The organism is Actinoalloteichus sp. GBA129-24 (genome assembly GCF_001941645.1).
Classification (GTDB): domain Bacteria; phylum Actinomycetota; class Actinomycetes; order Mycobacteriales; family Pseudonocardiaceae; genus Actinoalloteichus_A; species Actinoalloteichus_A fjordicus.
In genome coordinates, this window is the sequence record NZ_CP016077.1 from 2,341,054 (window position 1) to 2,365,998 (window position 24,945).

The window sequence follows — 24,945 nt, forward strand, 5'->3', positions numbered from 1 at the left end:
ACGGCACCGGGTGCTCATCCGTTTCAGTCACGCGGGCGAGCGGCAGGAGTCAGCGTGATCAACCCTGTCTCCCGCCGCGGTCCGGCGAAGGCGACCGTGCGGAAGCCGCCAGAGGAAGCCGAATTCCCGGCCTACCCCGCCCGCACCCGGCTTCGATACAGCAGCCAGATGAAATAGGGCGCGCCGATGATCGCCGTCATCAGGCCAGCCGGGAGCTGCCCCGGAGCGATGACGGTGCGCCCGATGGTGTCGGCCGCGCACACCAGGATGCCGCCGAGCAGTGCCGCCACCGGGAGCGCTCTGGCATGTCGACGACCCACGATGGCGCGGGTCGCGTGCGGCGCGACCAGTCCGACGAAGGCGATCACGCCCACGCCCGCGACCGCCGCACCGGTGAGCAGCACCCCGCCCACCATCAGCAGCAGCCGGGAGCGGGAGACGGGCACGCCCAGCACCCGAGGGGTCTCGTCGTCGAGAGACAGCAGGTCCAGTTCGCCTCGGGCCCGGATCAGCAGCGGGACCACCAGCAGCACGGCCAGCACCATCGGCACGAGGTGCTCGAACGACCGGCCGTAGGTCGAGCCTGCCAGCCACGTCAGCGCCTTGGTCTCGTTCCACGGGTCGGTCAGGGTGATCAGCAGGGTGATCAGCGCCTGGGTGACCGCCTGCACGCCGAAGCCGATCAACACGAGACGTTCGCTGGCGAAGCCGCCCTTCGCCGCCATCACGAACACCACGGTCGTCGCCAGGGCGGCGCCCGCGCCCGCGGCGCCCGCCTGGGCCCAGAATCCGACGGCGGGCACGAGCGTGATCATGGTGATCGCGCCGAGCCCCGCGCCGCCCGCGACGCCGATGATGCCGGGCTCCGCCAGCGGATTTCGGGCCACCGCCTGGATGACCGCTCCCGCCAGCGCCAGCGACGCGCCCGCCAGGAACGCGGCCGCCACCCTCGGCGCCCGGTTCTCCATCACGTTCGTGACGATCGGACCCGCCTGGCCGGTCACCCAGTTGACCACGTCACCGAGCAGCAGATTTGTGTCGCCCAACAGGACCGACCCCGCCAGCACGCCGATGCCCCCGACCACCAACGCCCCGAGGATCAGCCGGAAGCGACCTGCCTGCACCCCTCCTCGGGCACCGGCCGCAGGCGGTTCGGTCGCCCTGCCCGTGATCCGGACGCCTCGGGCCAGGATCACCAGGAAGATCCCGCCGAGCACCGTCGTCACCACGCCCGTCGGCACCTCGAGCGCGCTCTGGGAACCGATCACCGCGCGCAGCAGCACATCGGCGCCCAACAGCAGCACGACGCCCATCGCGGCGGAGACCGGGATCAGCGCCGCATGCCGATGCAGGCCGGGCACCACGTTCACCAGGAGTCGGACCAGCGCGGGGGCGGCCAGCCCGACGAAGCCGATCGGGCCCGTCAGCGTCACCGCCGAGGCCGACAGCACCACCGCCAGCGTGATCGCCGCGAAGCGGATCCGCCCCACGTTCACGCCCAGGCTGCGCGCGTGGTCGTCGCCGAGGTGCACCAGGTCCAGCCGTCGGGACATCGCGAGGAGCAGCAGCAGCGTCCCGCCGACCACCGGCCCGAGCGTCTGGACGCCGCCGAGCCCGTTCTGCCCCAGTGATCCCGCCCCCCAGGCGAACAGGCCGCGCGTCTCCTGTGCGAACAACAGCAGAAGAATGCGGGTCACGGCGGCCATCGCGAGTGCGGCGGCGGTACCCGCCAGGACCAGCCGCACGATCCCGGTGCCGCCGGTTCCGGACAGGGCGAGCACGAGCGCCGCAGCGGCGAGGCCGCCCGCGAACGCGATGCCCGCCGCGCCGAGCAGCGGCACCGAGAGGCCGAACGCCGAGACGGCGACGAGCGCGAGATGCGCGCCCGCGTTGACGGCCAGCGTGTCCGGCGACGCCATGATGTTGCGCGCCACCGACTGGAGCACCGCCCCCGCCACACCCAGGGCGACGCCCACGACGATCGCCGCGAGCAGCCGGGGGAGCCGCGACTCGACGATGACCGCGGCGGCGTCGTCGCTGCCGCCGCCGAACATCAATCGCAGCACGTCGAGCGTGTCCAGGCTCGACGTGCCCTGCGTGAGGTGCACCGCCGAACCCAGCACGATGATCGCGCCGAGGCCGCCGATCAGCAGCGCGAGCCTGCCGCGCCGTCGGTTCGGGGCCCTCGGCGGCGCAGGCGGACGAGCGAGCGTCGCGGCGCCGGATGCGGAGGTGCTCACTGGGGCGTTATTCCTCGATCGCGTCGACGGCCGCGTCGACGTACTGCGCCATGGACAGGGGACCGCCGAACATCCACAGCGAGTCGGGGAAGCGCTGCACCTTGCCGCTGGTGACGAACGGGAGGCTCTGCCAGATCGCGTTGTCCGCAAGCTCCTCGTACGGGTCGCCGAGCGTGTCGTTCGCCATGTACCAGAAGTGCACGTCCGGCAGCTCGGTCAGGCCCTCGACGTCGGCCTGTCCGAGGCCGAACGCCGGATCGCCCTCCATCGGCCACGCGTTCTCCAGCCCGATCTGTTCGAGCACCTCCGGCACGAGGGCACCGTCGGTGAACGGGCGGATGCTGACCGTGCCGGAGTCCACGTAGGCGTCGGAGAAGGCGAACTGGTCACCTGCGGCGCCCAGCTCCGCCACCGCGGCCGTGCCCTCGGCGATCTTCTCGTCGAAGCCGGCCCGCAGCTGCGCGGCCTCGTATTCGGTGCCGGTGGCCGCCGCGACCATGTCCAGGCTCTCGAACATGGATCCGATGGGGTCCGCCGCCGTGCTGCCCGCGATCACGATCACCGGGGTCGTCGCCTCGATCTGCGCGATAGCGCCTTCGTTGAGGCTGTCGGTGACGACCACGAGGTCCAGATTCAGCGTCCCGAGCGTGTCGATGCTCGGCTCGCCACGGGTGCCGATGTCGGTCGGGGTGTCGTCCAGCGGCGCCGCGCTCACCCACTGGCCGTAGCCCTCGACGTCGGACACCGCGACCGGCATGACGCCGAGCGACACGAGGTGTTCGACGCCGTTCCACTCGGTGGCGGCGACCCGCTCGGCGGGGCCGTCGAGCGTCACCTCCTGGCCACGCGAGTCGACCACCGTGACCGGATCGCCGCTGCTGGGTGCCGGGTCGGCACCGACCTCCTCGGTGGTGCCGCAGCCCGCCGCGAACAACGCGGCGGCCAGGGACAGGCCGATGATCACACGGGTGGTGCGCATCTCTCTCCTACTTGCTGTGAGGCGCGGTCAGACCGAGGCGGCACGGGCGTGCGCGCAGTTGAAGCGGCCGACCGCTCTGGTGTGAATGCGCCCGTCGATCGGGTCGACGTCGACGTCGACCCGGATTCCGTATGCGCGGGTGAGATTCGTGGTGGTGAGCACGTCGCCAGGGGTGCCGTCGGCCGTGATCCGGCCTTCTTCGAGCAGGACGAGCCGATCTGCGATGGCGCCCGCCTGATCGAGGTCGTGCAGCACGACGCCGACTCCGACGCCGTGCTCGTCGGCGAGGTCGCGGACCACGTCGAGGATCTCCACCTGATAACGCAGGTCGAGGAAGGTCGTCGGCTCGTCGAGGAGCAGCAGGGCGGTGTCCTGAGCGAGGCAGCTGGCCAGCCACACCCGCTGGGCCTGCCCGCCGGACAGCGCCTGCACCGGGCGGTCGGCGATCGAGGTGAGCCCGGTCAGCGCCATCGCCCGCTCGACCGCCGCCGGGCCCGCGTCGTCCCGCCCGCCCCAGCGAGACCGATGCGGATGGCGCCCGAAGTCGACCAACTCGCGCACGCACAGCCCGCCGGGCGCCGTCCGGTGCTGCGAGAGCAGGGTGATCCGCCGGGCGAGGTCCTTGCCCGACAGCGCACGCAGCTCGGCTCCGTCGGCGAACGTGACGTCGCCTGCGACCGGCGGGTGCAGCCGGGCGAGCGCGCGCAGCAGGGTGGACTTGCCGCTGCCGTTCGGCCCGATCAACGCGGTGACGGTGCCCGCGTCGAGGGAGATCGACGCGGCGTGCACGACGACGTCGCGACCGTAGGCGACGTCGAGGTCGCGCGCCGACACGCCGACCGGGGAGGCTGCTGGGGTTGCGGACACGGCCACACACTAAAGACAGGCTTGCCTAATAAACAACTGGTGTGGTTGTCGGCACACTGATCGCGGGTTCGGGCGGGACCGACTGGCGCCCACCCTCGGGGACGCGAGCAGGCGGGATGGTGCGCACCGCAGGCTGATCCGGTCCGCGCCGGTCACCGGCGCGGTGCTCGGTCCCGACGACTCGTCCGCCGCCCACGCTCCGGCCGGCGACGTCGGGCAGCAGAAGGATCCGAGATCGTGTCATTCCAGAATCGCGACGCCGCCGTTCGTGATGCATCGTTCGGCGTGTGTCGAATGCCGTCGTCGAACCCGAAAGGCGCCCCGCGCGATATCCGTTCAACGGGCTGCTGGAAATGGTCGAGCACCACGATTTCACCGGCCGGTGCGGTTCGGCGGGGCCGTCGACGGGAGCGACTATGACATACGCCACGTCCGGGTGCGGGTGGCGGCGCTTGACCGTGCCGCAGCGTCACGGTTTTCCATGGCCATTGTCAGCGCAGCTCGTGCCTGCTCACCCGAATCCGAGAGGAGCACGTCATGTCGTGGCGCAACAGTCAGCTCACCGAAGCCCGACCGGCCGAACTACGGCCGCGACGGCGACAACGCCGTCCTCCCGGTAGGTGAGCCGCAGTTCAAGCCGTTGGCACGCGCCAGCTGTGTCGCCTGCGGCGACGGCGAGGCGCCTACAGGCAACCGCACCGGGCGAACTCGCGCCGCCGACTCGAACAGATCAGCTCCGATCGCTGGAGCACCGCTGGTGAATCCCGTCTTCCGGTGCACCTGTGCGTGCTCGCTGCGTGATTATTCGATCACTCTGCTCTGCCTTGATTTACCTCTGGAATAAAGGACCGACATGGACAACGTGACCACATTCCTGACCGAGTTCGTGAGCGGACTGCACCCGCTGGTGCAATTCGTTGCCGTGTTCGCCATCGGTATCGTCCCCTTTCTCGAATCACAGATCGGCTCGTTCATCGGGGTGTTCACCGGAGTGCCGATCGTACTCGCCGTACTCGCCGCGATCGCCGGAAACCTCCTCGCCCTCGCCATCGCGGCCAAGCTGGGCAGCGCCGCCGCCCGAAAGGTCGCGGTCCGGCGCGATCCCGCCAAGAGCAGGGGCCGGGACAAGGTGATGGCCAAGGTCAACCAGTTCGGCGTCCCCGTGGCCAGCCTCCTCGGTCCCTTCGTACTGGCCACCGCCCTGTCCACCTTCATCATGATCGGCGCAGGACTCAACCGGAAGAAGGTCCTGATCTGGCAGGTCATCGCCGTCATTGCCTGGGGCCTCATCTTCACCGTCCTCGGCCTGGCCGCCCGCGCCGCGTTGACCTGATCCGACGGTCTGGGGCCGGATCGATCAACACAACAGGCGCGCCTGCTGCGCCGCACGAGCGGACGACCCACCGCCCAGCCTGCCCGGGCCCCCGCGGCCACCGCCCCACCATGCCCCTCTCGGCGTCCACCTGCTCGCGACCGTACGCAGGCGGACGCCCGCCGTTTCCGAACCCGGCGGGGGTTCAGCACGCACGACGCGCGACGGGTCCGGAACCGCCCGCTGGACGCGGAGGTCGGCCCGGCTCGCCCGAGCTCCCGGGAGGCGGCGGCGGGTGCCGTCGCCTCGACTGGCGAAGCCGGCGGCCTCGACACCGACAGACGAAGACCATCGGCCCCTGCTGGCCCGGCCTGTTGCCTGCACCGGGCAACACGCAGCCGACCAGATCAGAGCCGTCTCCCGCGCTGCGATTGAGCGAAGCCCTGCCGCCCGATCACGCTCGGGATGGTCCTGGGACGACCCGCTGCCGTGACAGGTCAGGTCGTGTACCGGGCCGTCCTGTACTGGTCCGCGTCCACGCGCCGCACCGCTTCGCGGCTCCAGGTGTTGGGGGGAACCAGCCCCCACCTCTCCCGCAGGGCCGCGTGTTCATCGCGGTTGTCGGTGACGTACCACTCGCCATGCTCGGCGATCTTCGTCCCCGGCTCGATGCGGAGTCGGCATCCCGACCCGAGACCTGTTGACCATCTGACGCGAGCAGCTTGAGGATGATGATCGTCGACGAGAAGGTGAGGGCAATCACGACGTCGAACGCAGTGCCGCTGTCCATGCCGAGCGCGATCAGATAGCCGAACACCGAGGTGAAGACGACCTGGCCGAGCCCGGTGGCCAAGGCGACGGGTCCCGTGCTGCGGATCGGATGCGGGTCCTGGCGTGGTCCGACGAGGAACAACAGGACGGCGATGCCCATCCGGGCAGGCAGTTCGATGGTGCCGTCAGCTTCGACCCAGCCGGTGCCGACCGGGATACCGACGCCGATGAACACGACGATCAACGGTCGCCGTGGCCGGACGGCCACCAGCCCGGCGGCAGCGTCGATGGCCAGGACGATCGCGACGAGCGGGCACGCCTGCAGCTCCACGATCAGCCCTTCCCTGCCCGGACGACGAGCAGATCCGTCGCTGCCTCTGCAGACCCTGCCGGGCGGCGCCACCGAACAGTGCCCGGCCGGGAGAAGAGCGGCATCTGGTGACCGAGGAACCACGCAGCCTGCATGGCTGCAGCACAACGTTCGCAGCCACGTCTGTGGACGCTGGACCTCCGAGTGCAGGCGATCCGCCACCGCGAGCCGCTCCCGGCGGATGCGGGCGCGTCCGGGCCGGGCGTTCTCGAGCAGCCTGCGCAGGGGCGCCCGGGTGTCAGCTGGGGTGCACCCCCTGCCGCACCTGGGACACGAGCGCCGGGCCGTCGTCCGTGCACACGGCGAACGGCAGCCGGTTCGACGGAGACGTCATGAGCAGCTTCTCGGGCGTCACATGCGCCCCCGCCGCAGCCGCTTGTCCGCCGCGACGATCAGGCTGGCCGCCACGGCAATGGTCAGGATCCGCAGCCACACATCTCCGCTGATCGGGGCGGTGTCGAAGATCGTGTTCATGACGGGGAGATAGGTGATGGCGAGCTGTCCGATCGCCTGCACGATCACACCGACGATGATCCATCGGTTGGACAGCAGGCCGAGGCGCCATGCCGACCGGGTCGATGAACGGCAACTGAACAGGTAGAACGCCTCAACGACGACGAAGAGGTTCAGGGCCGCAGTCCGTGCCTCGGGCAGGCTCGCCCCATTGGAGAGCTCCCACTGGAACATCCACCACGAACCAATGACCAGCAGCGTAGACACCAGTAGCACTTGTATTATCAACGCACGGGTGATCAGTGGCTGGTCCGGATCGCGCGGTGGCCGGGTCATGATCCCGGCTTCTTTGGGCTCGAAGGCGAGCGTCAGTCCGAGTGCAACCGCAGTGGTCATGTTGATCCACAGAATCTGCGTCGGCAGGATCGGCAACGTTGCCCCGAACACGATCGCGGCGAGAATGACCAGCCCCTCGCCAATGTTGGTCGGCAGGGTCCAGGCGATGAACTTGGAGAGGTTGTCGAACACTCCGCGGCCCTCTTCGACGGCGGCCTCGATAGTGGCGAAGTCGTCGTCGGTGAGCACCATGTCAGCGGCGTCCTTGGCCACTTCGGTTCCGCTCTCGCCCATGGCTATCCCGATGCCTGCCTGCCGTAGGGCGGGGGCGTCGTTGATCCCGTCGCCGGTCATGGCGACCACGTGCCTGCGGGCCTGTAGCGCCTCGACCAGCCGCAGCTTCTGCTCGGGTGAGACTCTCGCGAACACCGCCGCGCGGTCCACTGCGTCGGGGAGTTCCTCGGCAGGCAGCGCAGAGAGGTCAGTGCCGGTCAGCACCACGGCCTGGTCGTGTTCACGGCCTTCAAACAGGCCGACTTGCTCTGCGATCGCGGTAGCCGTCGCCGCGTGATCACCGGTGATCATCTTCACCGCAATGCCCGCCGTGTGACAGGCGGCCACCGCAGTGCCGGCGTAGGCACGGGGCGGGTCGAGCATGGCGTGCAACCCGGTCAGCACCATGCTGCCTGGCAGCATCGTCTCGCCGAATGAGTCGGGGTCGAACCTGTCCAGGTCTGCCGTTCGCACTGCGGTAGCCAGGACTCGCAACCCTCGGCCTGCCAGGTCGTCGGCCGACTGCAGCGCTGTGGCGCGGTCCAGCGGTCGGACGGTGGTGTCGGCGTCCATCTGCCCGTCGCACAGGTCGAGCATCCGCTCGACAGCGCCCTTGACCAGCACGACACGCCCTTCCTGCTGCCCGGTGGCGTCGCGGTGCAGGGTGGCCATGTACCGGCGTTCCGAGCTGAACGGAAGCGTCGCCAGACGGGGAAGCAGGTCCGCGACCCGATCGGCGCCCCAACCCGCCTTGGCTGCGGCCACCACCATCGCGCCTTCGGTGGGATCACCGACTATGTCCCACCGTCCGTCCTGCTCAGTCAGTGCGGCGTCGTTGCAGGCCGCACCGGCCAGCAGCGACCAGCGCAACGCCGCATCGGTGTCCACGGACGCCGATGCTCCCGTGGCGTCGTGCAGGATTCCGTCCGGGGCGTATCCCGAGCCGGTGACCTCGTATCTGCCGCCGGGGGTCCATACGGTGCGCACCGTCATCTGGTTCTCGGTGAGTGTGCCCGTCTTGTCCGAGCAGATCACCGTGGTGCTGCCCAGCGTCTCCACTGCAGGCAGCCTGCGGATCACCGCGCGCCGCCGTGCCATTCGAACCACCCCGATGGCCAGGGTGATCGTGACGGCCGCCGGGAGCCCTTCGGGGATCGCACCGACGGCGAGCGCGACCGCGGACGTGAATACCTCCACCGCGTCCTGCCCCCTCAGCAGCCCGATTCCGAAGGTGACCGCGGCCAGAGCGAGGATGCCTATAGTGAGGATCTTGCTGAACTCGGCCAGCTTCTGCGTCAGGGGTGTCGCCAGAGTCTTTGCTTCCCCGACCAGCCGGTGGATCTCACCAAGCTCGGTCTGAGCTCCGGTGGCGACCACGATTCCGGCGCCGCTGCCCGTGGTGACCATGGTGCCGGAGTAGGTCATGTTGCGGCGGTCTGCCACCGGAAGCACGGCAGACAACACCGCCTCGTCCTTGGCGGCAGGGACGGACTCACCGGTCAACGCCGACTCGTTCACGCGCAGCTCGACCAGTCGGGTCAGCCGTAGATCGGCGGGTACCTTGTCGCCCGCGTCGAGCAGGACGAGATCTCCGGGCACGAGCTCGTCAGACGGCACGGTCTGTTCCCGGCCGTCGCGCACCACCCTGGCGTGGGTGCGAACCAACGCCCGCAGACTCTCGAGCGCGGTCTCGGCCTTGGATTCCTGAACGAAGCCGACGGTCGCGTTGATCAGCACCACCCCGAAGATCACCGCGGAATCGACGTACTCGCCCAACCAGGCGGTGAGCGTCCCCGCCGCGAGCAGTACGTAGATCAACGGGTTATGGAACTGCCGCAGGATCCGCATCAGCAGTCCGGTGCCCTTCGGCGGGGGCAGGGTGTTCGGCCCGAACCGCGTCAGCCGCTCGACGACCTCGCTACCGGTCAGTCCGCGTCGCGGGTCGGTCTCCAGGATCTGCGCCACTTCGTGGACGGCCAGCCCGTGGTACGCGGTAGCCGACGAAGGACTGGACGTGATCATCACGTCACCTGTCTCGCGCGACCGCCCGATCCTGCCTGCCCCGCCGCTGTTCTGTCGCGGCGTGAATGAGTACGGCCGGGTCTGTACCGGGTGCGGTGTCCTCTGAAAGAGCTGCTGTCCGTACCGGCCCGGTGGTGGTGTTCACAGGAGCCCATCACGAGCACGTCGGCGTCGGGGCTGCACTGCACCAGTGCCTCGGTGGCGTGGCCGTTCTCGACGGCGGGCGTGCCGGTGGCTCCCCTCGCGGCAGGTTCTGCGGAGCAGAGGGTGCGGCCCTGTTTACAGAACTGCCCGACTGGTGATTCCGCCCGCTGTCTGCCGATGCCGGTCCCGTACGCGGCCCGCACCAGGGCCGCGGGTGCGTCGTGCAGCCGCGCTTGCCCAATCGCCCAGGTACGAATCGGCGCAGCAGTGGGTGATCCGCCGACCCCGACCCCGACCCCGACCCCGACCCCGACAACGACGCGATGAGCCATGCCCCGACCCTTCCTGACGAGGTCAGAGCCCGCCGAACCCGCGATGCTCTGTAGGGTCGCGAGATCTGTGGTACCGCCGGGCTCTGTGAACCAGGACGGGTGTCGGAAGAGCGCTTGATGTCCCCATAGCCTCAGTGCTTGCGACATCGAGGTGGGCGCCACGCACGGGCGTGCCCTTTGAGACGTCCCTCGGGGCCCGCGACTTCGATCTCAAGGGCGCGGCGGCAGCGGGTCTACGCTCGGCGTCGTGGCGCGGGCAGCCGTCGAAGCGTGCGCAGCGGCCCTGGTGGCATCCGCACCCGAAGCCGCATCTGAAGATCAACCAGCGATCGATGTCCTCGATTGTCTCCGCTGCTCAGCGGTGGTGCCCCCGGTCAGACTCGAACTGACACTGGACGGATTTTGAGGGGACACACCTTCCCGCCGCCGCACGGCTGCTGACCAGGGCGGCAGCAACGTCTGGAGTCGCCGTGAAGGCATTTTCGGCGCGTATTCGGCGTGAGCTTTCGGGCGCGCCGAGGTTGGGTGCAGCCAGCCCCGGACATCGGCGTCCGGGGCTCTGGCGTTGCTAACCCTTCACTGGCGGTCCCACCTCTGCGTCGGCAGGAGAACTGTCCTGCAACGGACCTAGGCTGATCCGAAGACCCGCTGATCTCGCAGCAGCCGCGCGTTGCAGAGCGATGCGCCGACCCGCCGTGCTACGGGCACGCCATTCGGGGGTCCGACTCGTCTGGCGATCGTGCTTGCGGTATAGCCAGGTGACCTCTTCTTCAGACCAGCCATCCGCGATCTCTGATAGTGCAGCCATCATCGAGACGTCGTCGTCAGCAGGACTACCAGCCCAGCCCCCTATGGCCCGCAGGACATCTGAGCGAATCAATAGTCCGGCGCAGTGGATTGGCCAGTTAGCGTGGTGTTGTAGAGCCCAGGTATTGACTGTTCCTGCTGGCACGATGCCGTGTGGGAAGGCAGGCGGGTATGCTTCCCTTGACCCGTCAGGCATCAGATCATCTGCCTGCCCAATTGCCCAGCCGATCTTGTTCTGGATAAATCTAGGGGCGACCGTAGCGATGGCATTATCGAGCAGTACGTCATCATGATCTAGCGCTTGGATGAGTGATCCGCTTGCGCGTGATAGTGCGAGGTTGCGCGTGAAGGGCAGACCGAGCTGTACGCCATTGGGTTCATACTTGCAGTTCGGAATGTGATCGAAGAGGCTGGCCAGGGTCGGCTCGGGGCCATCTTCCTGCACGATCCATTCAAGATCCCACCCCGTTGGGAGTTCCTGCCTTGTGACGCTCGATATTGTCTCTGCGAGATGCTGAGCGGAGGGCGCATATGCTGCGGTGAGTATTGAGATCAAAGGCATGTCTTCTCCATTGTATATTGACTACCAGCGAGTCAGATTAGTTACAAATGTCAGCTCTACGCGGTCGGCGGGGAAGACCGTATGGGATACTTCAACGATCTTGTCTTGTGTATCCACGGATTTGCGAGTGACTCTGATCATAGGCACACCGTCTTCAATTCCCCACTCCTGTTGTTCGACTGTCGTGGGCATTCGGGCGGAAACATCCTCGATAAACTTTCCGAGTTCTATCCCGACTGTCCAGAGTTGATGCTGGGTTCCCCCCGGCCAGGGTTCCTCCGTTGAGTCAAATAGTTTCTCGTTCTGCTCAATGAGCTTTTTGGGGATATATGACTCACTCCATGCGCAGTAGTGGCCACTGTCTGGATACTTTGTCTCATAGATTCTCCTAAGGACGCTCTCGCCTTCCTTGATTGAAAGGAGTTGAGCCAGGGTCTCATTTGCCTTCGTGAGGTCGTACGTTGTGGAGAATTTGAGATCGTCGATCGATACGCCGTTATCAGTCTCACTGACTCCAACAGCGGCGCGGTCTGGCTCTGGAAGTAGGACGCGATCTTTCTCTTCTTGGTGTCGTTCTGAGGTACGTCGCGTCCGCTCAGGCTTCGCTCGCACTCTGGATGGCCTGCCACGGCCCGAGGTGATCAGCCCTTGCTGACGGAGCAGGTCGATGGCGTGGCGTGCGACCGTCGACGAGCAGCGCCACGTCGCCTGTAGGTCAAGTCGCGTTGGCAGTTCAGCGTCGGGCTGAAGGTCCCCACGCTCGATCTTGATTCGGATGTCATCGGCGATCTGCACTGCGAGGGTGGCCGTCGCCGGGGTCTGTTTTGGCTGCATGGGAGCCATCTTAGCAAGTTGGCGCGCCAACCTCTTGCGCGCCGGTCGCCGATGGGCTAGCTTGATCTCAGTCGGTTGGAGCGCCAACGCACCAACTTGCTGTATGTCTCGCAAGTGCTGAGCGAAGGTTCGAACGGTTCCCCTCACCCGGAACGCGCGAATTCGCCATGTTCTTTGACAATTTCAGAGGGGTAGTGGAGCTTGCACCCCCGGCAGCGTCTTGTTTATGCGATGACCCGCGTGAATGCGGCGAGCTAGGCGTGGCATTGGAAGTCAATGCTGGTAGATCAACAGCCGAGGCTACCCCCGTGTTTAACCGATTCTCGGTGCCGTTTCCCGGCACCGGTAACCGCGTTGACCAGCGAAGATGTGACTTTCGGGTCTCGTCGCTGGTTCTTCGTGGTTTCCGAATGAGAGAGGAAGATGCGTTATGGAAGAAGATTTCAGGCTTGACGGAATCGAGCCGACTGCGGCGGAGTTGGCTGATATCACCGCCGAATTGCCGCTTATCGAGGCGGGTATCACGGTCGTCGATGCGGAGAGTTCCTGGTGGTGTGACGGGGACGAGTTGTCCGGCCGCAGGCTGGTGGCGGCTCGTTCGGCGGAGCGCGAGTTGGCGCTGTTGGTGCAGCGTCGGCGGGCGGTGGCGCACACCACGACGGCAGTCGAGAGGACCGGCCAGGTCATTCCGCTGTTCCGCCAGCCCCGTCGGTCGGGTTCGGCGGTCGCGGCGGGTGACGCGGCATGAGCGCGCTCATCGACTGCTCTGGATGCGCTGGGGTCGGGGTCGCCGACTGCGTCATCTGTGAGGGCTACGGGGTCATGGTCGTGCGGACGTCGGTGCGCAACGTCGTTACCGGGTCGGTCACCGGATCGCTGATCCAGACCAGTGGGGACGTCACCGCGCCGATCGTGTTCGGGGGTGCGGCGTGACGGTGACCGTGATCGATGAGTCCGTTGCTCGGTACGCGGCGTACCTGCGTTTGACGAGTCACCTGTTCCGGCCATGGGACGAGCCGACGGCGGACCCTGGCGAGTTCGCCGCTGCTGCGTGGCGGGTGGCGTCGTCGCCGGTGATGTCGCCGGGCTACGTGTCGTGGCATCCGAAGGTGCAGCAGGCGGTGGTGGTACTCGACGACGATCGCCGTGCGGCGGTGCGCGTCGAGCTGATGGTTCCGCCGCATCCGCTGACCCAGCGGCTTGCTCAGTTCCGGGGCTGGCAACGGCTGGGCGGGTGGTGGGGCGAGCCCGAGAGCAACGCCGCGCTGGTCGCTACTACCACGTTGACCGTGCGCGTCCCACTTGAGAACGCATGCTTGCCGACGCCGCAGTACCAGCCTGACGGGACGCCGGAGATCGACGTCGCCGTAGCGGCGGTGGCCGCTGTGTGCGCCGCGATGTCGTCCTGCCTGCGGCCTGTGCTGGCTGCTCTCGACGCAGGAACCGACTGCTGACCAGCCGACTCCCTACCGCATCTGTCCACTATGGAGGTTCTGTCATGTCCTATATCGCTGTTCCCAACCTCGTCTTGCCCGCCGAGACGGCGGTGGACGTCGAGTCGCCCAGCGGGCTCGGCACCCAGGTTGCCGAGCTGACGACCACCGTTCCGACCCCCTCCGCCTCCGACGCGGAGCGCGCGGCGTGGCTGTGGCGCAAGGCGGCGCTGCTCGACGCGATCGCCAACAGCGGCCTGCCGGGCTGTGAGGTCGCCGAGGAGCACGCGGCGGACGCCCGCCGCGCGGCCGTCTGGCTGATCGCCGATCTGGCGGTGGTCTGATGTCCGAGGTTGATCCCTGGCTTGCGGGGAAGGCGAAGCTGGCCGAGGCGAAGGCCGGTGGACGGGCGAAGGTCGCCGAGGCTCGCGAAGCGGCTACCGAGCGGCGGCGTGAGACCCGGGAGAAGGCAGCCGAGCGGAAGCGGGCGCTGCGGGATGAGCGTCGGGTTCGGCGGTGGTCGGCGGTGCGTGAGGCGGTCGGCCGGTGGCTGCCGGAGCTGCCGTGGCTGCTGATCATCGGCTCGCCGATGGCCCTGTCGTGGTCCGCGATGATGTCGTTCGGGGTCGACCTCTACGGACCGGTCGGTGTGTTGCTGCCCGCGTTCGCGGACGCGGCGCTGCTGGTCTTCACCTTGGCCCGTGCTCGCGCGGTCCGTGCGGGCGACCCGGCAGGGGGTCTGCTGCTGGGCGTGCTCGTGAGTGCGAGCGTGGCCGCTGGTCTGGCGTTCGCTCACGGCATCTCTGATGGGGACCCGCTACGGGCTGCGGTCATGGCCGTGGTCGCCGTCGGCGGTGCGATGGTCCATCAACTCGTGCACGGCCGGTCCCCTCGGACCCGGCGGGTCCGGCGGGTCCGGCCGAGCGCCGTCGAGCGTGCCGCTGCCCGTCGTGCTGATCGCATCCGGCGGGCGGCGGTCGCGGCAGCAGTGCCGGTGGTCCGAGCGGACGGCGAAGTGACCCTGGTGCACCGGTCCGGGCCGGTCCGGGTCACCCGCAGTCGGTGGGGCCGGACCCGTGTGGTTCCCGCACCCGATCCGGCACCGGGCGACCGGCTCGCCGATGAGATCGCGCTGTGGCTCGCCGCAGGCGCCCCGCCTCGCCCCGACCTCCCCTCCGGTCCCGCCGACACCCGAGCGGACCCGAGTTTGACCAGCGGCGGTCCCGACGAGACCACCACCCCGACCGCTGCCGCACCCGCCGATCCGGCACCCCACACCGCGTCGGACTCGGACGGGTCCGACGACGAGACGGCGATTCGCCGCGTCCTCGACGCCCACGCGGCCGACGGCCGTCGGATCACCGTCGACGGCGTCCGCCAACTGCTGCGAGTCCGCAAGAACCGCGCGTCCCGGATCGCCCGCGCTGCACGGGACCGACTCCGCCGCGACGACGGCGGTACCGGACCGGTCCCGGTCCGCTGACCCATCACCTGAACCCATCACCTGATCTGAAAGGACACGAGCCGTGATCAACCCTCTGACTCGCTATTGCTTCGACCGTGCTCAGCGTGCGGTGTCGCTCTCCGCTCGAGGCCGGATGGACCGTGACGGCGTCGCGGTGCTGTTGCGGACCGCCCGGTTGTGGTCCGGGGCCGCCGACCTGGCCGCGTGGACCACGAACAGTATCGCCGCAGCGCATCTGCGGTCGTTGGCCGCCGAGCTGGACGACGTGACCGATCACCGGCAGCTCGACCGGGCCGAGGCGTACCTGCACCTGGCCCAGACGGCGCACCGACTCAACATCGACGACGTCGACCAGGCGACACCGGCTCCCGCCGCTGCCTGACGTCTGGTCTGACCGTGCCGCCCGCCCACCGCCCCATGCCGGGTCGGTGGGCGGGTACGGGGCGACCCAGCCCAGATGAAGGGAGCGGCCATGAGTGAGAGCCAGTTGGGCGATCCGGAGTTCTTCTCGACTACGGAGATCAAGGCCTATTGCCAGCGCGGTCGGAACTTGCTGCGGCCGTTGCATCACGAGCTGCACGTGGCGGGGGAGGAGATGCAGATCGTCCTCTCGTACGTGCCGGGAGTCGATTCGCGGGTGCGGGCGCGACTGGTCGCCGGACACCTGCGGCGCGCGGCGGCGGCGGTGGAAATCGCGAACCTCGAAGTGGTTCGCACCTTCATGTCGTTTCAGCGGCACTTCACGGCAGAGCTGTCCCAGGTCAAGAAGTCACCGCGCCGGGAGTTCAAGTTCGAAGACTGAGCACAAGTGCAACAAGTGATCGAGGGCGGGCCGACCAACGTCGGCCCGCCCTTTCCGTTTCGAGAGAGGAGATCGTGATGAGACGGAACCACATGGGGGGCGAGTACGCCCAGCTCAGTGCGGGGGGATCGACGGCGGGCGGCTACTACGTGCCCCGGCGGTTCTGGGCGTCGCGTCTGGCGCCGTACGCGCCGGAATGGGCGGCGCTGCCGCTGGGGTACCTGGCGCCGTTGGCGGCGCATCCGTTGGCGGCTGATCCGACGGCGATGCCGTGGGTGGCGGCCGGGTTGGCCACGAGTGCCACCGTGCTGACGGGGGTCACCTGGGCGTCCGGTTCCACACGGTCGACGGTGGCGCGGACGCACGCCACGGTCACCGCTGGTGCGGGCGGAGCGTGGCTGACGGCCGCGACGATCGCCGGGCCGCTCTCGCCGCTGCTGGCCTGGACCTATGCCCTGGCCGGTACCGCCGTCGCCGCCTCGTGGTCGATCCGCAAGGTGATGCGCAAGACCAGCGACGACGGGGACAGCGGCACCGGGTTCTTCGAGCGCATCGGACTGGCCAAGGCCAAGTTCGACGGCGACATCCAGGTGTCACCGAACAAGGTCACGGCGGCCGTACAGCTCCCTGCGGGGATGACCTCCGCCGATCTGGCGGAGAAGAAGAGCACCATCGCCTCTCATGCCCACCTGCCTGACGGTGCCGTGCGGGTCGTGGCCGACCCCGACGACGTGTCACGGGCTCATCTGACCGTGGTCCCACGTGACGTGCTGCGGCATTCCAGCAAGTGGCCCGGTCCGTCGTCGCCCGGCGGGTCGATCACCGAGCCGATCGTGGTCGGCCTGTACGAGGACGGCGAGGTGTTGCAGTTCTGGTTTCCCGGTGACCCTGCGACTGGTCGCAACGCCACACATTTCGTGGTCAACGGCATGAACGGTTCGGGCAAGACCCAGTCGGGGAAGGTCGCCTGGACCGAGGTGCTCAGCAGGCGCGATGCCGAGCTGGTGGTGTTGGACCCCTCCAAGGGCGAGCAGTCGGTGGGCTTCCTGCGGAACACCAGGGCGAAGCTCGTCTTGGGCAAGCAGGCGAGCAAGAACTATGTGAAGGCGCTGCTCGCCGAGGTGACCGAGCGGGCGGATCGTCTCGGCAAGTGGGGTTTGAGCCAGTGGACCACTGAGGCGTTCGACATCCACGGCATGGCGTACAAGGTGGTGTGGATCGAGGAGGCCACCAAGGTTCTGGAGAACGCCAAGGTGGCGACTGAGCTGGTACAGGAGGCGCGGTCGGCGGGGATCTCGGTGGTCATGTCCCAGCAGCGGTCGACCTATCGGTTGATGAGCACCGACGTGCGCGCACAGATGGGCGGTGCGTGGTGCTTCGGTGTCAATGACCTCGAGGACGCCTCGTTCATCCTCTCCGACGACACCTTGGCCGCCGGGGCACGGCCCGACCGCTGGAAGAACCGGCGGCCCGGCTGCTCGTACCTGGAAGCCCCCGGTGTCGACGAGGCCCGGTACCCGACGGCGGCGCGGGGCTTCGACGTCGATGACGCCGAGCTGCGCGCCTCGCTGGACACCACCGGCCCCGACCAGACCGGAGACACCACCGTGACCACCCAGCCCGAGGCCACTGCGGCAGACGACGAGTTCGACACCGACCCCGACGACATCGGGGACGACATCGACGACGAGGTGACGATGCCGCCCGAGGATGCCGAGGACGGCGGGCTGACCGACGACCCCGAGGCCGAGCTGCCCGACATCACCCCGATGGACCTGCCCCGACCGCGACCGAGCCTCGCCGAAGCCCGCCGGGCGCTGGGCGGCTGGCTCAGCGAACGGCAGGCCGCCGGGCTGCCGACGGTCGGCCCGAAGGACGTCCCCGAGGACCTCCACGGTCGGTCGCGGGCGTGGGTCTCCAGTGAACTGTCCCGCCTGGCCGAACTCGGATCGCTCCTCCGTACCGGTACCGACGGTGTCTACACCTACCCACCCATCGCGCACGCAGCGTAACCGCACGCGAGTGCGCGTGGTGCGTGCCTGACACCTGACGGGTGTCAGGTGTCAGGCACGCGCGAACCCCCGACCAATGCGCGCGCACATGTGCGCGCCTGCGCGTGCGCGCGCGAAACCAGTTCTATAACGCCGTTCTGACACCTCGGCTGCGGAGCTGACACCCCCCAGCCGAAGCCCCGTCACACCCAAACTCAACTACATAAAGTGACGAATGGAGTGGTGATGACCATCGACCACGACGCCCTACAGGCTCGGATCGAGACTGAGATCGAGGGCGCGCAAGCCCAGATCGCCCGAGGAGACACCAAGGCCACCGCGTTGCTGACGCTGTTCGGCGGCGGCCTGGCCGGAGTGATCGCCCTGTCCACCCGCAGCGGGCTCTCGACGGCGGCTGCGGTGCTGCTGGGGGTCGCGCTGCTGCCGATGGCCGCCGCCCTGATCGTCCTGCTGGCCGCCGTCCGCCCCCGGCTCGGCTACACGGGCGGGATCGCCCGATGGGCCGTGATCGACGCCGACGGCCGTCGAGACCTCCTCTCCGACCTCACCGCCACCGCGACACCGGCCGCCGCCGCCCGGAAGCTCGCCGCCCTCTCCGCCCTCGCCACCCGCATGTACCGCCTGGCCCGCCGCGCGGTCGATCTGCTGATCGCCGGGCTGGCCCTGGTCCTGCTTGCCGTCCCCCTCGCCTGACCTGAGGAGAAGCCATGTCCTTCACGGAAGCCACTCACTCCGCCCAGCTCGCCGCTGCCGACGTCGCTCGTGCCGCTGCCGCCGGGGGGCGACGGTTCACCCCGAATGAGGCGCTCTCCACCATCATCACCTGCGTCGAATTGATCAGCGCCGTCGAGCGCACCGTCGACGCGCTGGAGCGACACGCCCGCGACCACGTCACCGACGACACCACCCCCGACGCGGCCAGGGAGGAATGGCAGCGGCTGCTCTCCGCACTCCAAGCCGCTCACCTGCCGCTGTCGCGCAGCTTTACGCAGCTCGCCGCTGCCGAGACGCCCGCCTACTCCCTCGCCGACATCGCTCGCCGGAAGCGCCGCACCCTCTGATCAGAGGAGACATCGCCATGAGCCGACATCACCTCCCCAGCATCGATGGATGGCACACCGTCGCCGTCGGCTGGGACGCCCCGACGGGCACCTACTTCGCCCAGGTCCTCGACTGGGCTGACGCCGTGATCCTCGATCGGGGCTCCCCGATCGACCCGATCACCGACCCGACCGCCGTGCTCAACCTGGTGCGTGACCACGTCATCGAGATGCCCGCTGGTCTGGCCGCGCTGTTGGCGGCTGACCGCGACGCCGCCCCGCACGACCCGCGTCGACTCGCCCAGGCCACCGCGCTGCTCACCGTGCTGCGCGACGCCGCCTGACCACGAAAGACACCGACCAGACCGCCAATGCCTGCAAGCGAACGGCGGTCTGGTCGGCCCACCTTCCCCTTCCGAGGAGGCACCGTCATGTTCTCACTCATCCGCCGATCACGGCTCCGCCGTCTGCTCATCGAGGTCGGTGAGCTGCGTGCGATGGTCCGCACCGACCAGCTCACCGGCCTGCTCAACCGCCTCGTCCTCGAAGAGGCAGCCGACCGCTCCCGAGGCCCGGTCGGCTTGCTGCTGCTCGACCTCGACGGGTTCAAGCAGATCAACGACGTGCACGGGCACCGGACCGGAGACGCGCTGTTGTTCGCGGTCGCCGAGCGGCTCACCGACCTCACCGGCGGACCGGACGGCGACGGCGTGACCTTTGCCGCCCGACTGCACGGCGACGAGTTCGCGATCTGGCTCGGACGCACGGACCGTGCCACCGCGACGCGGCGGGCTGCCGAGGTCAGCGCCGCGCTCGCCGAGCCGTACACGCTCCCCGGTGGTCTGCGGCTGCGGGTCACCGCCTCGGTGGGCGCCGCCGTCGGCGCCGCACCTGTCGATGTCGAGACGCTGCTCGCCGACGCCGACGCCGCGATGTACCAGGCGAAGCGCGCCCGCCGCGCGAACCGAGCCGTGTCCCTGCCGAGCAACCCGGCCCGCCCCACCGCCCGCGCGCACCGCGACGACCAGGCCTCCGCCGACGAGACGGCCGCCTGATGCCCCGCGACCCGCGCGTGATCCGCGCCCGCCGCCGACGCCACACCCGACCTGGCCCGTCCCGGTGGGGCTGCCGCGACCACGGCACCCCCGCCGGAGTGCGCTGCCTGCCCTGCACCCGACCCGACACCGACGGGGAGATGCGATGAACGACCTCAACGACCTGGCCTGGCAGATGCCCGACCTGCTCCGATGGATACACCCCGCGCGCGACCCGCAGCACCACGATGTCCGAACGGTCTGGGCCGAGGTCCTCGACCAGCACCGTGCACCGCTGACCGAGGGCTGCGGGCAAGACCGCCGCTTCGTGCCCCTGCTGATCATGGCGCGCTTCATCCGCCGGAGGCAGGACGGTGACTGGTCGGTGTTCGTGACCATCGGCGGGCCGCAGATCCGCGCAGACGGCAGCATCGGCACCCGGCTCATCACCCGCGCCTACTGGTCGGATAAGCCGATGCCGACCTGGGCAGCCGACTACGCCCTGGACCACCACCCGAACAACGACCCGGCGGTGGCGACCCGATGACCACCGACACGCACCGGCAGCTCACCCCGGACGCCGACGACCCCTACGACTGCACGCACTGCACCCCCGACGGGTGGTGCCACTACCACCGGGGCTACCACGACGGTGTGGCCGACGGCTGGACGGCCCTGGCCGAGATCATGGCCGCGTCGAAGGACACCCGGTGACCGGGAACATCCGGTCCGCTCTCCGCTCCGCCGCGCTGGACGCGGCGGGGCGCGGGTGGCCGGTGTTCCCGCTGCGCGCCCCGAACGACCCGATCGGGGCGAAGAAACCCGCCTCGTTCTTCCACAGCGTCACGCGGTGTACCAGGCAGGGCTACTGCCGTGACGGGCACCAAGGCTGGGAAGAGTTGGCCATCACCGACCCCGACCGCATCGAGCGGGCGTGGTCCCGCAGTACGCACAACGTCGGCATCGCCTGTGGTCGGGCCGGGCTGCTCGTGATCGACCTCGACCAGCCGAAACCAGGCGCCCTACCGCCGAAAGAGGCTGAAGCCGGAGGGGGGATCGAGTGGGGTGCCGATGTCCTGACCGCCCTCTGCGAGCAGTACGGCCACGACGTCGCGGCACTGTGGGAGACCTACACCGTCACCACGCCCCGAGGTGGTGTCCATCTGTACTTCCGCCAACCACACGGCGTTCGGCTGGGCAACACACAAGGCGGCCGGGGTACCAGCCTGGGCGAGCTGATCGACACCCGAGGCCACGGCGGGTACGTCGTCGCCCCCGGATCGATCACCCCCGACGGCGCCTACCGGCTCGTCGAAGACCTCCCCCCGGCACCGCTGCCGGGGTGGCTGGTCCGGCTACTGGCTCCCAGGCCGTCTACGGCCGTCTCACGGCGCGCTGTGACGGCCGCTAGCCGTCTGCCGTCCTATGTGGACGCCGCTATCCGAGGCGAGTGCGAACGGGTCGCCACGGCCGCACTGGGCGCGCACAGCCGTGTCCTGCTCGCCTCGTCGATCGCCCTCGGGCAGCTCTGCGGCGGAGGAGCACTCCCCCCGGCTACAGCCGCTTCTGATCTCGCCGACGCCGCGCAACACATGATCACCAACCCCAAATGTGACTGCACCGCCCGCGAGATCACCCGCACCATCACCAACGGACTCCACCTCGGCAGCGCCCGACCCCGCCGCATCCCCAACAGGAAAGCGGCATGAGCGATCCGGTGAACGTCCTGCACCTGTTCGAAGGCATCGGCGGGTTCTCCCTCGGTTGCCAACGCGCCGGAATGCGGCCGGTCGGTCAGGTCGAGATCGACCCGTGGTGTCGCTCTGTACTTGCTCGTCATTGGCCGGAGGTGCCTCGTCATGACGATGTCCGCACGGCTGCCGCCTGGTGGCAGTCCCGACCCGATCGGCCCCGTGTCGATGTCATCACCGGTGGTTTCCCCTGCCAGCCGGTCAGCGTCGCCGGACGCCGCCGGGGAGTCGACGACGACCGGTGGCTGTGGCCTGCCATGGCCGACGTCATCGCGGCCATCCGGCCTCGATGGGTGTTGTGGGAGAACGTGCCCGGTCTGCGCACGGCTGGACTCGACGTCGTCCATGCCGACCTTGTTCGACTCGGATACCGACATCGGGTCGGCTACGCCTCCGCTTGTGAGATGGGCGCCCCACACCCACGACGACGCCTGCTCGGTCTGGCCCACACCCACCGCCCGCGACGGGCCACGGGGAGCCGGATGGAACCGACCAGGCCGCCCACTGTCGGAACGGGTCGGTGGCCCGCTGAACCCGACGTGGGTCGAGTGGCTCATGGGCTTCCCGGACGGGTGGACCGCGTCACCGCCCTCGGTAACGCCGTCGTCCCCCGCCTCGCCGAACACATGGCCCGACTCATCCTCGCCCACCACGACACTGCCTGATCAGGAGGACAGCATGATGCCGCATCGACATGTCGTGATGATGTCCGGCGGGATCGGTTCGTGGGCGACGGCGGCCCGTGTGATCGCCGAGCACGGCCGCGAGCACGTCACGTTGCTGTTCGCCGATACCCGCTCGGAGGACGAGGACCTTTATCGGTTCCTGGACGACGCTGCCGCCGGGTTCGGTGTGCCGATCACTCGGGTGGCCGACGGTCGGACGCCGCAGGAGGTGTTCCGCGACGTCCGTTGGATCGGCAACAGCAGGGTGGCGCCGTGCTCGCACCTGCTCAAACAGGTGCCGTGCCGCCAGTGGCTGGAGACCAACACCGACCCCGCCGACACCACGTTGTACGTCGGCGTCGACTGGTCGGAGATCCATCGGCTTCCTGCGATCGAGGCCGGGTGGTCTCCCTGGACGGTGCGCGCACCGTTGACCGAGCCGCCCTACACCGACAAGGCCGGGCTCATGCTCGAAGCCGAAGCCACCGGACTCCGCCTGCCGGGGCTGTACAGCCTCGGGTTCCCGCACAACAACTGCGCAGGTTCGTGTGTGAGGGGCGGGCAGGCCCAGTGGGCACTGCTGCACCAGACCAACCCTTCCCTGTTCGACTCCTGGGCGGACTTCGAACACGACATGCAAGACGTCGTCGCCGGTGACCAGCCCCGCACGATCCTGCGCGAACAACGCGACGGACAGCGCATCCCGCTACCCCTCACCGTGCTCCGAGCCCGCCTGGACACCGACCAGTACGACCGCGACGAGTGGGGCGGCTGCGGCTGCTTCACCGAACCTCCCGAGCAGACAGGAGACCCCACGATGACACCCACGGGCGCCGACGCGCCCCACCCCGACCCCCCAACCACCAGCACCGCCGCACAAGCAGCCGGATGGGAGGAGCCGATTGCCCTGGACACTGTCCGGGGATTGCCCGTGTTCCCGGTCACGGCTCTGCCGTCGTGGGTGGCGGACTTCGTGGCGGCGGTGGCGGTGGAGACGCAGACACCGCCGGATCTGGGCGGGTGCGTGGCCTTGGCGTGTCTGTCCACGGCGGCCGGTGGCCGCGCTGAGGTCGTCGCCCGTGGTTCGTGGCGGGAGCCGGTGAACATCTTCACGTTGGTGGCCCTGCCGCCTGGCGCGCGGAAGTCGGCGGTGTTCCGCGCGCTGACGTCGCCGCTGCGCACCGCACAAACACTGCTGATCGAGCGGTCACGGGTCGCGATCGCCGAGGCCGTCACCGCCCGGTCGGTGGCCGTGCGCGAGGCGGAGGCGTTGGCCCGGTCGGCCTCGTCAGACGATCCGGAGACGGTGGCACGGGCGGCCGAGGCCACGGCCTCCGCCGATGCCATCCGCGTGCCCGTCGAACCGAGGCTGATCGCCGGAGACATCACACCCGAGGTCGCCTCCACCGTGCTGGCCGACCAGGGCGGCCGCCTAGCCGTGCTCTCCGCCGAGGGACAGATCATCGCCAACCTGGCGGGCAGATACTCGGGAAAGCCGAACTTCGAGCTGTTCTTGCAAGGCCACGCCGGAGACAGCTTGGAAATCGACCGTCGAGACCGCAAGGAATTCGTCGACAAACCCGCGCTCACCCTCGGTCTGGCGGTGCAGCCTGCGGTGATCCGCGACCTGGCTGCCATCAGCGGAGCCGACGACAAGGGCCTCACCGCGCGAATCTTGTACTCGCTGCCCGCCGATAACGTCGGCTTCCGCCAGGTCCGCCCGCCCGTCGCACCGCCGGAGACCGCCCAAGCGTACCAGTCGGTGCTGTGCCGCCTGGTCTTCGACCTGGCCGCCTGGGACGAACCCGCCCTGCTCCAGCTCTCACCCGAGGCTGACGAGTTCCTCGCCGAGCTGGAGACCACCACCGAGACCGCCCTCGCCCCGGACGGGGCCTGGCGCGGGATGCGCGGATGGGCCTCGAAGTACGTCGGTGCCGTGTTGAGGATCGCGGGGCTGCTGCACCTCGCCGACCACGCCGCCCATGACGACACCGACGCGTGGCGGGTGCCGATCAGCCTCGACACCCTCACCTCCGCCGCATGCCTCGGTGAGTACTACGCCGCGCACGCCAAAGGCGCCTTCGACCTCATGGGCGCCGACACCGACCTTGAGGCCGCCCGCACCCTGCTCGACTGGATCACCCGTACTCGACCCGCGTCGTTCACCAAGCGCCAGGCCCACATCGCCAACCGCGGCACCTTCCCCCGCGCGGCCGACCTCGACGCGCCCCTTGCCCTGCTGGAGGAGTACGGCCACCTCCACCAGGCCTCCGCCCCCGCAACGCCCGGTCGCGGCCGACCACCCTCACCGACCTACTGGACCCACCCAACCCACCGAGAAGGCCCCACAGAAAGCACAGAAATCACACAAATACCCGCCTGACCACAAAACCCCAGCTCAGCGCCCCCGCGTCCCACTCGAAGTCGATCAACACACAAAT

25 protein-coding genes and 1 tRNA gene are annotated in these 24,945 nt (G+C 68.9%); 18 read left to right on the forward strand and 8 right to left on the reverse strand.

Annotated elements, in window-relative coordinates; translation table 11 throughout:
• Positions 1-131: 131 nt before the first annotated feature.
• The 3 genes from UA75_RS10590 to UA75_RS10600 are packed head-to-tail and all read right to left on the reverse strand — an operon-like array spanning position 132 to position 4,086.
• Entirely contained in the window at positions 132-2,240 is a 2,109-nt protein-coding gene (locus UA75_RS10590) for an iron ABC transporter permease (RefSeq protein ID WP_075740094.1), read from the reverse strand.
• A gap of 7 nt (positions 2,241-2,247) precedes the next feature.
• Complete coding sequence (locus UA75_RS10595) at positions 2,248-3,219, reverse strand: iron-siderophore ABC transporter substrate-binding protein (RefSeq protein WP_075740095.1); 972 nt, start codon at positions 3,217-3,219, stop codon at positions 2,248-2,250.
• A gap of 27 nt (positions 3,220-3,246) precedes the next feature.
• Positions 3,247-4,086, reverse strand: coding sequence for an ATP-binding cassette domain-containing protein (locus tag UA75_RS10600; RefSeq protein ID WP_075743653.1), 840 nt, complete (start codon positions 4,084-4,086; stop codon positions 3,247-3,249).
• A gap of 853 nt (positions 4,087-4,939) precedes the next feature.
• On the opposite strand from UA75_RS10600, the gene UA75_RS10605 reads away from it, so the two are divergent.
• Entirely contained in the window at positions 4,940-5,419 is a 480-nt protein-coding gene (locus tag UA75_RS10605; protein ID WP_075740096.1) for a hypothetical protein, read from the forward strand.
• Positions 5,420-5,852: 433 nt separating this feature from the next.
• Here the strand turns inward: UA75_RS10605 and UA75_RS32710 are convergent, their stop codons facing one another.
• The 5 genes from UA75_RS32710 to UA75_RS10625 all read right to left on the reverse strand — a co-directional run bounded on the left by UA75_RS32710 (position 5,853) and on the right by UA75_RS10625 (position 12,302).
• Positions 5,853-6,500, reverse strand: a complete 648-nt coding sequence (locus UA75_RS32710) for a cation:proton antiporter (protein ID WP_075740097.1) — start codon at positions 6,498-6,500, stop codon at positions 5,853-5,855.
• 390 nt (positions 6,501-6,890) lie between these two features.
• On the reverse strand, positions 6,891-9,623 hold the full coding sequence (locus tag UA75_RS10615; protein ID WP_075740098.1) for a cation-transporting P-type ATPase: 2,733 nt from the start codon (positions 9,621-9,623) through the stop codon (positions 6,891-6,893).
• An 838-nt stretch (positions 9,624-10,461) separates the two neighbouring features.
• Positions 10,462-10,535, reverse strand: a tRNA-OTHER gene (locus UA75_RS32715).
• 132 nt (positions 10,536-10,667) lie between these two features.
• A complete protein-coding gene (locus UA75_RS10620; RefSeq protein WP_075740099.1) occupies positions 10,668-11,468 on the reverse strand; it encodes a glycosyltransferase family 2 protein in 801 nt (266 codons plus the stop codon).
• 21 nt (positions 11,469-11,489) lie between these two features.
• Complete coding sequence (locus UA75_RS10625) at positions 11,490-12,302, reverse strand: GntR family transcriptional regulator (RefSeq protein WP_075743654.1); 813 nt, start codon at positions 12,300-12,302, stop codon at positions 11,490-11,492.
• 430 nt (positions 12,303-12,732) lie between these two features.
• Between UA75_RS10625 and UA75_RS10630 the strand changes: the two genes are divergently transcribed.
• The 17 genes from UA75_RS10630 to UA75_RS33780 all read left to right on the forward strand — a co-directional run bounded on the left by UA75_RS10630 (position 12,733) and on the right by UA75_RS33780 (position 24,887).
• The gene (locus UA75_RS10630; protein WP_075740100.1) at positions 12,733-13,050 is read left to right on the forward strand and encodes a DUF6284 family protein; all 318 of its coding nucleotides are present in this window, start codon (positions 12,733-12,735) and stop codon (positions 13,048-13,050) included.
• Entirely contained in the window at positions 13,047-13,235 is a 189-nt protein-coding gene (locus UA75_RS32720) for a hypothetical protein (RefSeq protein WP_157434104.1), read from the forward strand. The genes UA75_RS10630 and UA75_RS32720 overlap by 4 nt, the downstream gene beginning before the upstream one ends.
• Positions 13,236-13,237: 2 nt before the next feature.
• On the forward strand, positions 13,238-13,756 hold the full coding sequence (locus tag UA75_RS10635; RefSeq protein ID WP_157434105.1) for a hypothetical protein: 519 nt from the start codon (positions 13,238-13,240) through the stop codon (positions 13,754-13,756).
• A 44-nt stretch (positions 13,757-13,800) separates the two neighbouring features.
• Complete coding sequence (locus tag UA75_RS10640) at positions 13,801-14,079, forward strand: hypothetical protein (RefSeq protein ID WP_075740102.1); 279 nt, start codon at positions 13,801-13,803, stop codon at positions 14,077-14,079.
• The gene (locus UA75_RS10645) at positions 14,079-15,218 is read left to right on the forward strand and encodes a hypothetical protein (protein ID WP_075740103.1); all 1,140 of its coding nucleotides are present in this window, start codon (positions 14,079-14,081) and stop codon (positions 15,216-15,218) included. The genes UA75_RS10640 and UA75_RS10645 overlap by 1 nt, the downstream gene beginning before the upstream one ends.
• Positions 15,219-15,261: 43 nt before the next feature.
• Complete coding sequence (locus tag UA75_RS10650; protein ID WP_157434106.1) at positions 15,262-15,582, forward strand: hypothetical protein; 321 nt, start codon at positions 15,262-15,264, stop codon at positions 15,580-15,582.
• 90 nt (positions 15,583-15,672) lie between these two features.
• Positions 15,673-16,002: a hypothetical protein gene (locus tag UA75_RS10655; RefSeq protein WP_075740105.1), complete on the forward strand. Its 330-nt coding sequence runs from the start codon at positions 15,673-15,675 to the stop codon at positions 16,000-16,002.
• A gap of 77 nt (positions 16,003-16,079) precedes the next feature.
• Positions 16,080-18,014, forward strand: coding sequence for a hypothetical protein (locus UA75_RS10660; RefSeq protein WP_157434107.1), 1,935 nt, complete (start codon positions 16,080-16,082; stop codon positions 18,012-18,014).
• Positions 18,015-18,239: 225 nt separating this feature from the next.
• Entirely contained in the window at positions 18,240-18,707 is a 468-nt protein-coding gene (locus tag UA75_RS10665; protein ID WP_157434108.1) for a Pycsar system effector family protein, read from the forward strand.
• Between the two features lie 14 nt (positions 18,708-18,721).
• Positions 18,722-19,075 carry a hypothetical protein gene (locus UA75_RS10670; protein ID WP_075740108.1) on the forward strand — a complete coding sequence of 118 codons (354 nt, stop codon included), beginning with the start codon at positions 18,722-18,724 and terminating at the stop codon, positions 19,073-19,075.
• Between the two features lie 17 nt (positions 19,076-19,092).
• Positions 19,093-19,398: a hypothetical protein gene (locus UA75_RS10675; protein WP_075740109.1), complete on the forward strand. Its 306-nt coding sequence runs from the start codon at positions 19,093-19,095 to the stop codon at positions 19,396-19,398.
• Between the two features lie 87 nt (positions 19,399-19,485).
• A complete protein-coding gene (locus UA75_RS10680) occupies positions 19,486-20,109 on the forward strand; it encodes a GGDEF domain-containing protein (protein WP_075740110.1) in 624 nt (207 codons plus the stop codon).
• Between the two features lie 145 nt (positions 20,110-20,254).
• Positions 20,255-20,635 carry a hypothetical protein gene (locus UA75_RS10685; RefSeq protein WP_075740111.1) on the forward strand — a complete coding sequence of 127 codons (381 nt, stop codon included), beginning with the start codon at positions 20,255-20,257 and terminating at the stop codon, positions 20,633-20,635.
• Entirely contained in the window at positions 20,632-20,802 is a 171-nt protein-coding gene (locus tag UA75_RS32725; protein ID WP_157434109.1) for a hypothetical protein, read from the forward strand. The genes UA75_RS10685 and UA75_RS32725 overlap by 4 nt, the downstream gene beginning before the upstream one ends.
• On the forward strand, positions 20,799-21,797 hold the full coding sequence (locus UA75_RS10690; protein ID WP_198044250.1) for a bifunctional DNA primase/polymerase: 999 nt from the start codon (positions 20,799-20,801) through the stop codon (positions 21,795-21,797). The genes UA75_RS32725 and UA75_RS10690 overlap by 4 nt, the downstream gene beginning before the upstream one ends.
• Complete coding sequence (locus UA75_RS10695) at positions 21,794-22,504, forward strand: DNA cytosine methyltransferase (RefSeq protein WP_075740112.1); 711 nt, start codon at positions 21,794-21,796, stop codon at positions 22,502-22,504. The genes UA75_RS10690 and UA75_RS10695 overlap by 4 nt, the downstream gene beginning before the upstream one ends.
• 13 nt (positions 22,505-22,517) lie before the next feature.
• On the forward strand, positions 22,518-24,887 hold the full coding sequence (locus tag UA75_RS33780) for a YfjI family protein (protein WP_083690670.1): 2,370 nt from the start codon (positions 22,518-22,520) through the stop codon (positions 24,885-24,887).
• Positions 24,888-24,945: the final 58 nt, after the last annotated feature.

Excerpts from the sequence above, each read along its gene's own strand:
- UA75_RS10595 (WP_075740095.1), bottom strand. The coding sequence starts at position 3,219 with ATGCGCACCACCCGTGTGATCATCGGCCTGTCCCTGGCCGCCGCGTTG.
- UA75_RS10605 (WP_075740096.1), top strand. The coding sequence starts at position 4,940 with ATGGACAACGTGACCACATTCCTGACCGAGTTCGTGAGCGGACTGCAC.
- UA75_RS10615 (WP_075740098.1), bottom strand. The coding sequence starts at position 9,623 with ATGATCACGTCCAGTCCTTCGTCGGCTACCGCGTACCACGGGCTGGCC.
- UA75_RS10620 (WP_075740099.1), bottom strand. The coding sequence starts at position 11,468 with ATGCCTTTGATCTCAATACTCACCGCAGCATATGCGCCCTCCGCTCAG.
- UA75_RS10625 (WP_075743654.1), bottom strand. The coding sequence starts at position 12,302 with ATGCAGCCAAAACAGACCCCGGCGACGGCCACCCTCGCAGTGCAGATC.
- UA75_RS10630 (WP_075740100.1), top strand. The coding sequence starts at position 12,733 with ATGGAAGAAGATTTCAGGCTTGACGGAATCGAGCCGACTGCGGCGGAG.
- UA75_RS32720 (WP_157434104.1), top strand. The coding sequence starts at position 13,047 with ATGAGCGCGCTCATCGACTGCTCTGGATGCGCTGGGGTCGGGGTCGCC.
- UA75_RS10640 (WP_075740102.1), top strand. The coding sequence starts at position 13,801 with ATGTCCTATATCGCTGTTCCCAACCTCGTCTTGCCCGCCGAGACGGCG.
- UA75_RS10645 (WP_075740103.1), top strand. The coding sequence starts at position 14,079 with ATGTCCGAGGTTGATCCCTGGCTTGCGGGGAAGGCGAAGCTGGCCGAG.
- UA75_RS10655 (WP_075740105.1), top strand. The coding sequence starts at position 15,673 with ATGAGTGAGAGCCAGTTGGGCGATCCGGAGTTCTTCTCGACTACGGAG.
- UA75_RS10660 (WP_157434107.1), top strand. The coding sequence starts at position 16,080 with ATGAGACGGAACCACATGGGGGGCGAGTACGCCCAGCTCAGTGCGGGG.
- UA75_RS10665 (WP_157434108.1), top strand. The coding sequence starts at position 18,240 with ATGACCATCGACCACGACGCCCTACAGGCTCGGATCGAGACTGAGATC.
- UA75_RS10670 (WP_075740108.1), top strand. The coding sequence starts at position 18,722 with ATGTCCTTCACGGAAGCCACTCACTCCGCCCAGCTCGCCGCTGCCGAC.
- UA75_RS10675 (WP_075740109.1), top strand. The coding sequence starts at position 19,093 with ATGAGCCGACATCACCTCCCCAGCATCGATGGATGGCACACCGTCGCC.
- UA75_RS10680 (WP_075740110.1), top strand. The coding sequence starts at position 19,486 with ATGTTCTCACTCATCCGCCGATCACGGCTCCGCCGTCTGCTCATCGAG.
- UA75_RS10685 (WP_075740111.1), top strand. The coding sequence starts at position 20,255 with ATGAACGACCTCAACGACCTGGCCTGGCAGATGCCCGACCTGCTCCGA.
- UA75_RS32725 (WP_157434109.1), top strand. The coding sequence starts at position 20,632 with ATGACCACCGACACGCACCGGCAGCTCACCCCGGACGCCGACGACCCC.
- UA75_RS10695 (WP_075740112.1), top strand. The coding sequence starts at position 21,794 with ATGAGCGATCCGGTGAACGTCCTGCACCTGTTCGAAGGCATCGGCGGG.
- UA75_RS33780 (WP_083690670.1), top strand. The coding sequence starts at position 22,518 with ATGATGCCGCATCGACATGTCGTGATGATGTCCGGCGGGATCGGTTCG.